The sequence below is a fragment of the Enterocloster aldenensis genome (assembly GCF_003434055.1).
GTDB classification, from domain to species: Bacteria; Bacillota; Clostridia; order Lachnospirales; family Lachnospiraceae; genus Enterocloster; species Enterocloster aldenensis.
This window is the reverse complement of sequence record NZ_QVEX01000001.1, coordinates 82,209-93,977: the sequence shown is the minus strand read 5'-3', so window position 1 is coordinate 93,977 and position 11,769 is coordinate 82,209. Positions and strand designations below refer to the sequence as shown.

The window sequence follows — 11,769 nt, the reverse complement described above, 5'->3', positions numbered from 1 at the left end:
TTTTTCTTAAACAGCCATACCGGCATAGTTTCAATCAAAGAGGAGAGATTATTATGAAAATGAATGCAAAGAAAGTATTAGGCATGGTTCTGGCAGGCGTCCTGGCCGCAGGTTCCCTGACAGCATGCGGCGGAAGCAGTACCGCAGACACCACCGCGGAAGCAACCGAGGCCCAGGGTGATAAAGCGGCGTCAACCGCGGCATCCGGTGAAAGTGAGGCTGCCGGCGCAGCAGAAGCATCCGGGGAGAAAAAGACCTTAAGGGTTGCCATGGAGTGCGCCTATGCACCATATAACTGGACACAGCCCGATGACGCCAACGGCGCTGTACCCATTGCTGACAGCAATGAGTTCGCATACGGATATGATGTCATGATGGCAAAGAAAATCTGTGAGGAACTGGGATATGACCTGGAAATCGTACGTCTGGACTGGGATTCCCTGATTCCGGCCGTAACAACCGGCAAGGTTGACTGTGTCATCGCAGGACAGTCCATCACATCCGAGCGTCTTCAGGCAGTTGATTTTACTGAGCCGTATTACTATGCAACCATTGTTACCCTGGTGAAGGAAGGCAGCAAGTATGCGGATGCAAAGAGCGTTGCCGACCTGGCTGGCGCAACCTGTACTTCCCAGCAGAGCACTATCTGGTACAATACCTGCCTGCCCCAGATTGAGGGAGCCAATATACTGGCAGCAACTGCAAGCGCACCGGACATGCTGATGTCCCTGAACGCCGACAAATGCGACCTGGTTGTAACGGACCAGCCAACCGGCAAGGGCGCCCTGGTTGCATACCCCAACTTTAAGATGCTTGAGTTTGGCGGCGGCGCAGATGATTTCCAGGTAACAGAGGAAGATATCAACATCGGTATTTCCTTAAAGAAGGGTAATACTGAGTTACAGGAAGCAATCAACAGCGTACTTTCCAAGATGACAAAGGATGACTTCTCCAGCATGATGGATGAGGCGATTTCTGTACAGCCATTAGCGAATTAATCAGCAAAGTACGCAAAGACAGTAAGGAGAAAGGATATGCCTACAGACTTTTTCGGCCGTGTAATGGTCGTATTCAACAAATATGGTATGTCAATGCTGCAGGGCGCCGGCGTCAGCATGAGGATTGCCCTGGTCGGCACATTGGTGGGCTGTATCATCGGTTTTGCCGTTGGTATTGTGCAGACCATACCCTGCGGAAAGGGGGACAATCCGGTCAAGAGGGTATTGCTTTGGATTGTAAAGCTGATTCTCAACGCCTATGTGGAATTTTTCCGCGGGACGCCCATGATGGCCCAGGCCATGTTCATCTACTTCGGGCTTCTGCCGCTGTTAGGCATTGATATGTCCATGTGGGGGGCTGCGTATTTCATCCTCTCCATCAATACGGGCGCATATATGGCGGAAACGGTCAGGGGCGGAATCCTTTCCATTGACCTGGGACAGACCGAGGGGGCCAAGTCCATCGGAATGACCCATGTGCAGACCATGATTTATGTAATCCTGCCTCAGGCCCTGCGCAATATCATGCCCCAGATCGGCAATAACCTGATTATTAATATCAAGGACAGCTGCGTGCTTTCCGTCATTGGCGTCACGGAGCTGCTTTACAAGACAAAGGCTGCTGCAGGTGCTCTTTATATGAACTTTGAGACCTATACCATCACGATGATCATGTACTTCATCATGACATTTACCTGTTCCAGGATTCTTCGCTGGTGGGAGGACCGGATGGACGGGGCGGACAACTTCGACCTGGCCACCACGGATACCCTGGCATATACCAGCGGCATGTACCGTTTTCCGGATGATAAGGCCAAGAATAAGGAGGATGCAAGATGAAGGGTGATAATATCTTAGAAATCCGTCATTTGAGCAAGACCTTTGGCACCAACCTGGTTCTTAAGGATATTGATTTTTCTGTCAGCAGCGGGGATGTTACCTGTATCATCGGCGCGTCCGGTTCCGGAAAGTCCACGCTCCTGCGGTGCCTGAACCTGCTGGAGACACCTACCACGGGAGAGATTGCCTACCATGGCACCAACATTGCGGACAAAAAGGTGAATGCGCCCCAGTACCGCTCCAAGGTGGGCATGGTTTTCCAGAACTTTAACCTGTTTAACAACATGACAGTACTTGAGAATTGTATCATAGGGCAGACCAAGGTCCTGAAAAAGAACAAATCAGAAGCCCAGAAGAACGCCATGTATTATCTGGAAAAGGTGGGGATGGCGCCCTACATCAATGCAAAGCCAAGACAGCTTTCCGGCGGGCAGAAGCAGAGGGTAGCCATTGCAAGGGCCCTTGCAATGGAGCCGGAGGTACTTCTCTTTGACGAGCCGACCTCGGCGCTGGATCCCCAGATGGTGGGGGAGGTCCTGGAGGTCATGCGCAAGCTGGCAGGAGAAGGCCTGACCATGATTATCGTAACCCATGAGATGGCTTTTGCCAGGGATGTATCCAGCCATGTGGTATTCATGGCCGGGGGTGTCATCGTGGAAGAAGGAGCGCCGGAACAGATATTCGGAGCGCCTAAGGACAGGCAGACCCAGGAATTCCTGAGCCGGTTTATGCATGGCTGATATACGGGCCGAATCAATCATTTATAAAATAAGGGGAAAAGTACCTAAGCCTGCTGTTATTCTGGCAAGGGTGCTCTTCCCCGTTTTGCATACTATCCCTTACGGACGGATGTACCTGGGATTTATCCTTCCATATCCCCCTCATCCTTTACCGCCATTGTTATATAGGGATAAAGATCCTCATATGCTTCCTGCTCTGCCTCGTCCTGGGGCAAAGAGGGAATCAGGCCGGTGCAGTCCATAGTGGAACAGGCCTGGATGTTGATATCAAAGGGGTCTTTTTCCGGTGATTTGTTTTCTGGGTCATTCATGGCATTACCTCCGCTTTGTGTTTATGGATAGTTTGTGCAGCGGCAGTAAGGTTATACTGGGAAATATATGATTGGGATAGTTATAATTAGGAGATTGTTTGGAAACGGAGGGGATGGAAATGGAGATGCTGGAGACAGAACGGCTGGAGCTGGTGCCATTGCGTGCGGAGCTTCTCAGGATGTGGACAGAGGATATCCCAGGACTTGAGAAGAGGCTTGGTTGCAGTTATAAGGCAGAACCTATGGAAGGGATGTTCCTGCATATTGTAGAAGAACAGCTGAAGATAACGGAATGTAATCCAATGGATTATTGCTGGCACAGTTTTTGGCTGTTAATACGCAAAAGTGACAGGGTTGTTGTGGGGTCCGCTGATTTTAAGGGGACGCCGGATGAAAACGGTGAGGTCGAAATCGGTTATGGGCTGGGAAATGAGTTTGAGCATAAAGGATATATGACGGAAGCAGTAAAAGCCATGTGCGGCTGGGCTTTTAGCCAGGAGGGTGTCAGGCGGGTAACCGCAGAAACGGATAAACAGGGCACTGCTTCCCAGCGTGTGCTTATACGCTGTGGATTTGTCAGATACAGACAGGAGGAAACCCTTTGGTGGAAATGCCTGCCTGGTGTGTATGGCATGGAATAAGGGGAATGGACAGGCAGCCGGTGTGAATTGGCTGCCTGTCCGCTGTTTTGGCCTGTCTATCCGTTTATCGAATCATGCATATATCAATCCATGCATTTATCGGATCATGCGTTCAGCGCGGCTTCTATGAACCCCCTGAACAGCGGATGGGGACGGTTGGGCCTGGATTTGAGCTCGGGGTGGGCCTGGGTGGCAATGAACCATGGATGGGAAGGGATTTCCACCATTTCCACGATGCGTCCGTCCGGTGAAAGGCCGGACAGCTTCATGCCGTTCTTGGTGAGCAGGCCGCGGTAATCATTGTTTACCTCATAACGGTGCCTGTGGCGTTCGTGGATGGTTTCTTCCTGGTAAAGTCCATATGCCATGGAGGATCTGTCCAGGACGCATGGGTAGGAACCAAGCCTTAAGGTGCCGCCGATGTCCTCAACGCCATCCTGTTCCGGCATCAGGTGTATGACCGGATGGGTGGTGGACGGATCCAGTTCAACACTGTGTGCGTCCCTGAGGCCAATCACATTGCGGCTAAACTCCACAATGGAGAGCTGCATGCCAAGGCAGAGTCCCAGGAATGGAATACCGTGTTCGCGGGCATACTGGATGGCGTATATCTTGCCGTCAATGCCCCGGTCACCAAATCCGCCAGGCACCAGGATTCCTTTTACATCATGAAAGACCTGGGGGGCGTTGGCCTCCGTGACATGCTCTGAGTCTACCCACTTGATATTGACCTTTGCATGATTGGCAACGCCGCCGTGCTTTAAGGCCTCAACCACGGAAATATAAGCATCATGCAGCTGGATGTATTTACCTACCAGGGCAACGGTTACTTCTGTTACCGGGTGTTTCCATGCGTCAATCATATCCTGCCATCCTGCCAGGTCGGGTTCTGGGCACGGCAGATCCAGGCATTCGCATGCTGACTGGGCAAGGTGTTCTTTTTCCATGACAAGGGGAACTTCATAAAGCACGTCCACATCCAGATTCTGGAGAACGTGGTGAGGGGGAACGTTGCAGAACAGGGCAATCTTGTCTTTGATGCCCTTGTCCAGAGGTTTTTCAGAGCGGCAGACAAGGATATCGGGCTGGATGCCCATTCCCTGAAGATCCTTGACGCTGGCCTGGGTCGGCTTTGTCTTAAGCTCCTCAGAAGCTTTCAGGTAAGGTATCAGGGTCACATGGATGATGCAGGTATTGCCGGGACCTGCTTCATGCTGGAACTGGCGGATGGCTTCAAGGAAAGGCTGGCTCTCAATGTCGCCCACGGTACCGCCAACCTCAATGATGGCAATTTCTGTTTCTGTCTCAGAATAGTTGCGGTGGAAGCGGCTTTTGATTTCGTTGGTAATATGGGGGATTACCTGAACGGTGCCGCCGCCGAAGTCTCCGCGGCGCTCTTTGTGGAGAACGGTCCAGTAGACCTTTCCTGTGGTCACATTGGAATTCCTGGTAAGGCTTTCATCGATAAAGCGCTCGTAGTGGCCAAGGTCCAGGTCTGTTTCGGCGCCGTCATCAGTCACAAACACTTCTCCGTGCTGGACCGGGTTCATGGTGCCGGGGTCAATGTTGATGTAGGGGTCGAACTTCTGCATGGTTACCTTGTAGCCTCTGGCTTTTAACAGGCGGCCCAGGGATGCGGCTGTAATGCCTTTTCCCAGACCGGAGACAACGCCGCCGGTAACAAATACGTACTTGACTGGCATGGTGGGGATACCTCCTTTTTGATTTGTGTGACGTCTATGATGATAGTATCAAAAAAATAACTGATACATTATACATCGGCATGAAAAATAAATCTAGGAGATTTTGTGAAAATTTAAGAAAATTAATTGTTCTTTCCTTGATTTATGGGGAGACTGACACTATAATGGTAGAGAATGGGTTTTTGTTGGTAAATGATAGATGGGCCCATTCAGAGGGAGAATCTGTACGATATGGATAATAAAAACAAACAAGATCCGAATATGAAGAGCAACTGGCAGACCATCACCATGCTGCTGATTGCTGCACTGCTTACATTTGGACTGGTGAGCTGGATGAACTCCTACCTGAATTCCAAGAAACGCCAGGAACTGTCCTACAATGAATTTGTCAAAATGGTGGACGGCGGCGAAGTGGAATCCATCAAGATAGGCGGCACCGAGATTACAGTTGTACCAAAGAAGGACAATGCTAAGTATTCCCAGGATTTGGATTACTATGTGGTGAAGGTGCCGGGGGATTATAAGTTCGTGGACCGTTTCCTGGAAAATAATGTGGAGACACATCAGGAAAACAAGGATGCCAATACCCTTTTGCTGGTACTCCTTAATTATGCGGTTCCATTCCTGTTCCTGCTGTTCCTCATGAATTTTACCATGAAGCGGATGGGCGGCGGCGGAATCATGGGCGTGGGCAAGAGCAACGCCAAGATGTATGTGCAAAAGGAGACCGGGGTCACTTTCAAGGATGTGGCCGGGGAGGACGAGGCCAAGGAATCCCTGACCGAGATTGTGGATTTTCTGCACAATCCCGGCAAATATACCAAGATAGGCGCAAAGCTTCCCAAGGGAGCCCTGCTTGTGGGACCTCCGGGAACCGGTAAGACCCTGCTTGCAAAGGCAGTGGCAGGCGAGGCCCATGTGCCCTTCTATTCCCTGTCCGGTTCTGACTTCGTGGAAATGTTCGTGGGTGTCGGCGCGTCCCGTGTCCGCGACCTGTTTAAGAATGCAACGGAGAATGCGCCCTGTATTATTTTCATTGATGAGATTGATGCCATTGGCCGCAGCCGTGACAGCCGTATGGGCGGTAATGACGAGCGTGAGCAGACGCTGAACCAGCTTCTTTCCGAGATGGATGGTTTTGATTCCACCAAGGGACTGCTGGTGCTTGGCGCGACCAACCGTCCGGAAATCCTGGACCCGGCCCTGCTGCGTCCCGGACGTTTTGACAGGCGTGTCATTGTGGATAAACCCGACCTGAATGGACGTATCAACATCCTTAAGGTGCATTCCAAGGATGTGCTTCTGGATGAGAGCGTGGATTTTAAGGATATTGCCCTGGCCACCTCAGGCGCAGTGGGCGCCGATCTGGCCAACATGATGAATGAGGCTGCCATCAATGCGGTTAAGCATGGCCGCAGCGCGGTTTCGCAGAAGGACCTGTTTGAGGCTGTGGAGGTTGTGCTGGTAGGTAAGGAGAAGAAGGACAGGATTATGAGCAAGGAGGAACGCCGCATCGTATCTTACCATGAGGTGGGCCACGCCCTTGTCAGCGCCCTTCAGAAACACTCAGAGCCGGTACAGAAGATTACCATCGTGCCAAGGACCATGGGCGCTTTGGGTTATGTGATGAACGTGCCTGAGGAAGAGAAGTACCTGAATACCAAGAAGGAACTCCAGGCAAGGCTGGTGGAACTGATGGCCGGACGCGCTGCTGAGGAGATTGTGTTTGAAACAGTCACCACCGGGGCTGCCAATGATATCCAGCAGGCCACTAATCTGGCCAGGGCCATGGTTACCCAATACGGCATGTCCGAGAAGTTCGGCCTTATGGGCCTGGAGTCACAGGAAAACCAGTACCTGACCGGACGCAATGTTTTGAACTGCGGTGATGCCACGGCGGCGGAGATTGACAAGGAAGTCATGAAGATACTTAAGGATTCCTATCATGAGGCAATCAGCCTGCTGAGCGACAATAAGGATGCCATGGACCAGATTGCGGCATTCCTGATTGAGAAGGAAACCATTACGGGTAAGGAATTCATGCAGATTTTCCGCAAGGTGAAGGGAATACCGGAGCCTGAGGAAAAGGCGGAGGATAAGGCAGAAGAGAAGCCCGGGGCCAAGCCCGGGGATACGGCAGCGAACCAGCCGGGGTACAGGGCGGAAGAAGATACCGGGGCCAAGCCGGAGGGTACGGCAGCGAACCAGCCGGGGTACAGGGCGGAAGAAAGCACCGGGGCCGGGCCGGAAGATAAGGCGGGAGAATCGGCCGGGGACAGACAGGATGCCGGTAGTGTCTCAGACAGCAATACATCTGGCCGGTATACTGCGTCTGATGATACCAGGGAAACCCACTGGAATCATCCGGGAGACGGATTTAGGAGCTGACATGCCTCACTGGCCATGATGGCGTATCAGACAGAAAAAGGATAGCATACAGATTTTGTATGGATGATATGGACCCCCGGGCATTGCTGATGTCCGGGGGTTTTGAATGCAGGTCCGGACACGGATGGAAATGCTGGTCTGAATGTATTGTTTTTTTATGGTGGATCCGTCGCCTTTAATCCGTTGCTTTTCTCTGCTATAATAAGACAAAGGAAACTGCATGCCGCAGTGCCAAATGAAACGTATCCGGAGGAACAGGTTATGGGACATATGTCATTCCGCTTAAAGCTTACGCTGGTTTTCATCGTGACGGTCATGATTGAAGGCACCCTGATTGGAGGATTTTCCTATTACCACAGCAGGGGTATTGTTGTGAGGAATAAGAAACAGGAGATGTCGGATACCATCAACCGCATTGATATTAACATCAATGTGAAGGTGCGCTATATCATGGAGGTATTGGACAGCGCTGCGGACAGTGAACTGGTGCGGGGAGCCTGCCTGTCGGGATGGGACCAGGGGGAGAGGAGCATCCGCAGGACCTATCTGGATGATTATTGCGCCAGCCTTATTAAATCCATTGGCGAGCAGATGGACATTTCCATTATCAGCCGGTCAGGGATTTTATATACCACAGGGGATGCCGGTACCGCGGGGCTTAAGGACATTTCGGGGGAAATGCTGGCCGCGTATTATGATGCGGTGGGGGACAGGCACAATAAGGCTGTGTGGGCTGGAATCATGCCGGCCCTGATTGCAGGACCGGAACAGGAGCGCCAGGTGGTGACGGTGGCCAGGGCCATTATGGATCAGCGACAGGACCGGGTGCTTGGCATCATGGTCATTGAACTGGACCCGGATATGTTCAGCAACCTTCTGCTGGGCAACCAGGGCCTGTTTCAGTACCAGTACCTCTTTATCGTGGACCAGAAGGGAGAAGTCATATGCAGCAATCCCAAGGTGGATAAGGGATGGCAGGAGGAGATTGACGACAGGTTTGAGCGGGGAATCCGACGTTTTGATCTGGAGTGGAGGGGGAAGGAATATTATGTCTGCGGTCAGTACAACGGGGTCACTGGATGGAAGTCCTATTCCGCAATCCCGGCAGAAGGGCTGTTTCCCCAGGCCAAGGATTTAAGCAGCGCAATCTGGCTGGTGGTGATGATGTGCACCATTGGAATCGCGGGGATAATCGCGGTGCTGGTCTATGCCATGGCAAGGCCCATTAAGCGCCTCTCAGGGGCCATGAGCCAGGTGCAGGAAGGGGATTTTACGGTGCGCGTGCCAAACTGGAGGAAGGATGAGATTGGTGAACTGACTGATTCCTTCAACTACATGGTGGACAAGATCAATACCCTGATACGCCAGGTCTACCAGGAGAAGATTGCCCAGAAGAATGCGGAGGTGCAGGCGCTCCAGGCGCAGATTAACCCCCATTTCCTTTACAATACCCTGGATTCGGTGAACTGGATGCTGATTGACAGGGAAGAGTATGATATCAGCGACATCATCATTTCCCTGGGCAGCCTGATGCGCTACTGCATTGAGGACGAGAACGCCTTTGTGCCACTGGACAGGGAAGTGGAGTATGTGATAAGCTATTTGAAAATACAGAAAAACCGTCTGGAGGACAAGCTGGAGTACCAGGTGCAGGTGGATAATGCGCTGCGTGAAGAAAAGGTACCTAAGCTGATACTGCAGCCCATGGTGGAAAATGCAATCACCCACGGCATAGAGCCGCGCAGGCAGAAGGGAAAGGTCAGTATCCTCATAAGGGATGCTGGGGAAGAGATACTGGTTACGGTGGAAGATGACGGGATAGGGATGACGCCGGAACAGCTGAACCACCTGAAGGAGGAACTGCCAGACCTGGAGAAGGAGGGGCACACCGGAATCGGCCTTCGGAATGTGGACAGGCGCATCCGGCTTCACTATGGGGAGCAGTACCGCATCCGGATTGAAAGTGTGTATGGAGAAGGGACATCCATACATCTGAGGATACCAAAAGAAGCATTCAGCCATGTATTGGGAGATGGGAGGAACAGCGGAACGTGAAATTGATGATTGTGGATGATGAGCCGAAAATCAGGAACGGTCTTTTAAAACTGCTGGGGGCCAGGGAAGGATGGCAGGTTACAGGCGTGTTTGAGGACGCCCTTTCGGCCCTGACCGCACTCTATGATGATGAGGCGGATGTGATTGTGACAGACATCAAGATGCCGGAGGTGTCCGGCCTGGAGCTGATCCGGCAGATAAGGGAGAGGAACCAGGACATACATATCGTGATACTGAGCGGGCACAGTAATTTTGCATATGCCCAGAAGGCCATTGAACTGGGAGTGACCAGGTATCTGTTAAAACCCACCAATCCAAGGGAACTGATTGCGGTGCTGGAGGGCATTGAGAAAGAGCTGAACCAGGGCAGGGAGGCTGCCATGGACGGGAAACAGCTGTCCCGGGAGGCTGAGGCCGGTCCTGCTGCTGATGGGGACGGGGTGGGAAACCTTCTGGTGCAGAAGGCAATCCAATACGTGGAGGTACATTACGGCGGAAGGATAACACTGAAGGACATGTCGGAAGAACTGCATCTTTCCCCTAATTATTTATGCGAGCTTTTTAAACGCCATACGGGCAAGAACCTGATGGAGTATGTGACTGAGTACAGGATGATGAAGGCCAGGACCTATCTGAACCATGTGGAGTATAAAGTATCGGATGTGGCTGAGATGGTGGGGTACAAGGAGGCCAAGTATTTCAGCAGCACATTTAAAAAAATATATGGGATGACCCCGTTGGAATACCGTAATAAGAGATAAAAGAATTTTGTGAAATTGTGTAAAAGGCTGGAAAAATGACGAAAAATCATATCCAGCCTTTCTTTTATTGAGCAATACTAACAAAATCCGTAATATTTTGGAGTAAATAGTAATCTCACAGAATTGTGGGACACATGGGGCGTTGATATACTATTGTTATAAGAAAACCGTACACGTAATACCATTGACAGACAAGTAAAAAGGAGGATTGTAATTATGAAGAAAAGATTAGGCGCATTATTATTGGCAGCATCCATGGTGGTAAGTACAGTGGCGCTGGGCGGCTGCAGCTCCGGCAAACCAGCTGAGACAAAAGCAGCCACTGAGGCAGCTGCGCCTGCAGGGGATGGCAAGGAAGCTGACACTAAGGCGGCTGAGGCGGCTGCGCCTGCCCAGGGCGGCAAAAATGCGGCAGATTATAAGATTGTGCTGATTCTTCCGGGACCAATCAATGACCAGAGCTGGAACGCTACCAACTATGCGGGCCTGGTTGCATGTAATGAGACATTGGGCACCAAAATGGAATATGTTGAGAATGTTCAGGCGTCTGACTATGAATCCACATTCCGGGAATATGCGGAGCGGGGATATGACCTGATCATGGCTGCCGGTTCCCAGTTTGACGAGGCGGTTGCGGCCGTGGCCCCCAATTACCCGGATACCACGTTCTGTGCTGTTAACGGCTCCAAGTGCGACGGGGACAATGTGGCTCCTATTTTCCCAAAGGAATATGAAGCCAGCTATGTGGCGTCCATTATCGCAGGATATGTGACAGAGAACGGCAACTTCGCAACCATCGGAGGATTCCCCAACGAGCCAATGGAACATCTGATGGATGTGTATGAGAAAAATGCGGTTAAGATTGCGGAGGAGAGAGGTATCTCAGGCGCAAAGGCAACAAGGGCTTACGCCAACACATGGGATGATGTGGCCCTGGGCAAACAGATGGCTGAGCAGATGATTGACAATGGGGCGGACACACTGTTTGTATACGCCAATGAAGTCGGCCTGGGATGTATTGAGGCGGCCAAGGCAAAGGGAGCCAAGTTCATCGGCTTTTCCAGCGACCAGACAACCATTGACCCTGACACGGTTGTGGCTTCTGTAAACTTTGATTTCAAGAACTTCTATATATGGGCAATCGGCCAGTATATGGAAGGAAAGCTTTCAGGCAACATGGTCCATGAGGCAGGCATTAATGAAGACATCTTTGTACCTGTATACACAGACAATATCTCCGATGAGATAAAGGCCGCGGTTGACCAGGGCTTGAAGGATTTCAAGGATGGAAAAGTAGATTTGCAGGCAATGTTTGAAAAATAATTTGGTAGA

Annotated in this window: 10 protein-coding genes; 8 read left to right on the top strand and 2 right to left on the bottom strand. The window is 51.4% G+C overall.

From position 1 onward, the window contains the following. Window positions 1–53: 53 nt before the first annotated feature. The 3 genes from DWX59_RS00380 to DWX59_RS00370 are packed head-to-tail and all read left to right on the top strand — an operon-like array spanning window position 54 to window position 2,578. The gene (locus DWX59_RS00380) at window positions 54–998 is read left to right on the top strand and encodes a transporter substrate-binding domain-containing protein (RefSeq protein WP_117555335.1); all 945 of its coding nucleotides are present in this window, start codon (window positions 54–56) and stop codon (window positions 996–998) included. A gap of 36 nt (window positions 999–1,034) precedes the next feature. Then, window positions 1,035–1,838, top strand: coding sequence for an amino acid ABC transporter permease (locus tag DWX59_RS00375; protein ID WP_117555334.1), 804 nt, complete (start codon window positions 1,035–1,037; stop codon window positions 1,836–1,838). After that, window positions 1,835–2,578 carry an amino acid ABC transporter ATP-binding protein gene (locus DWX59_RS00370; protein WP_117555333.1) on the top strand — a complete coding sequence of 248 codons (744 nt, stop codon included), beginning with the start codon at window positions 1,835–1,837 and terminating at the stop codon, window positions 2,576–2,578. The genes DWX59_RS00375 and DWX59_RS00370 overlap by 4 nt, the downstream gene beginning before the upstream one ends. 122 nt (window positions 2,579–2,700) lie before the next feature. Here the strand turns inward: DWX59_RS00370 and DWX59_RS00365 are convergent, their stop codons facing one another. Beyond that, window positions 2,701–2,889 carry a hypothetical protein gene (locus DWX59_RS00365; RefSeq protein ID WP_117555332.1) on the bottom strand — a complete coding sequence of 63 codons (189 nt, stop codon included), beginning with the start codon at window positions 2,887–2,889 and terminating at the stop codon, window positions 2,701–2,703. 98 nt (window positions 2,890–2,987) lie between these two features. On the opposite strand from DWX59_RS00365, the gene DWX59_RS00360 reads away from it, so the two are divergent. Further along, window positions 2,988–3,530: a GNAT family N-acetyltransferase gene (locus DWX59_RS00360; protein ID WP_330665818.1), complete on the top strand. Its 543-nt coding sequence runs from the start codon at window positions 2,988–2,990 to the stop codon at window positions 3,528–3,530. 104 nt (window positions 3,531–3,634) lie between these two features. On the opposite strand, the gene DWX59_RS00355 is transcribed toward DWX59_RS00360, so the two are convergent. Further along, entirely contained in the window at window positions 3,635–5,233 is a 1,599-nt protein-coding gene (locus DWX59_RS00355) for a CTP synthase (RefSeq protein ID WP_117555331.1), read from the bottom strand. A 231-nt stretch (window positions 5,234–5,464) separates the two neighbouring features. On the opposite strand from DWX59_RS00355, the gene ftsH reads away from it, so the two are divergent. From ftsH to DWX59_RS00335, 4 genes are all read left to right on the top strand, one after another. Next, on the top strand, window positions 5,465–7,621 hold the full coding sequence (gene ftsH, locus DWX59_RS00350; RefSeq protein ID WP_117555330.1) for an ATP-dependent zinc metalloprotease FtsH: 2,157 nt from the start codon (window positions 5,465–5,467) through the stop codon (window positions 7,619–7,621). A gap of 261 nt (window positions 7,622–7,882) precedes the next feature. After that, window positions 7,883–9,676, top strand: coding sequence for a cache domain-containing sensor histidine kinase (locus DWX59_RS00345; protein ID WP_117555329.1), 1,794 nt, complete (start codon window positions 7,883–7,885; stop codon window positions 9,674–9,676). Beyond that, a complete protein-coding gene (locus DWX59_RS00340; protein WP_117555328.1) occupies window positions 9,673–10,437 on the top strand; it encodes a response regulator transcription factor in 765 nt (254 codons plus the stop codon). The genes DWX59_RS00345 and DWX59_RS00340 overlap by 4 nt, the downstream gene beginning before the upstream one ends. A 216-nt stretch (window positions 10,438–10,653) precedes the next feature. Further along, window positions 10,654–11,760, top strand: a complete 1,107-nt coding sequence (locus DWX59_RS00335; protein ID WP_117555327.1) for a BMP family protein — start codon at window positions 10,654–10,656, stop codon at window positions 11,758–11,760. Window positions 11,761–11,769: the final 9 nt, after the last annotated feature.

Bases quoted from the DNA above. Each gene is read 5' to 3' on its own strand.
- DWX59_RS00370 (WP_117555333.1), top strand. From the start codon at position 1,835: ATGAAGGGTGATAATATCTTAGAAATCCGTCATTTGAGCAAGACCTTT.
- DWX59_RS00345 (WP_117555329.1), top strand. From the start codon at position 7,883: ATGGGACATATGTCATTCCGCTTAAAGCTTACGCTGGTTTTCATCGTG.
- DWX59_RS00355 (WP_117555331.1), bottom strand. From the start codon at position 5,233: ATGCCAGTCAAGTACGTATTTGTTACCGGCGGCGTTGTCTCCGGTCTG.
- DWX59_RS00365 (WP_117555332.1), bottom strand. From the start codon at position 2,889: ATGAATGACCCAGAAAACAAATCACCGGAAAAAGACCCCTTTGATATC.
- ftsH (WP_117555330.1), top strand. From the start codon at position 5,465: ATGGATAATAAAAACAAACAAGATCCGAATATGAAGAGCAACTGGCAG.
- DWX59_RS00375 (WP_117555334.1), top strand. From the start codon at position 1,035: ATGCCTACAGACTTTTTCGGCCGTGTAATGGTCGTATTCAACAAATAT.
- DWX59_RS00380 (WP_117555335.1), top strand. From the start codon at position 54: ATGAAAATGAATGCAAAGAAAGTATTAGGCATGGTTCTGGCAGGCGTC.
- DWX59_RS00335 (WP_117555327.1), top strand. From the start codon at position 10,654: ATGAAGAAAAGATTAGGCGCATTATTATTGGCAGCATCCATGGTGGTA.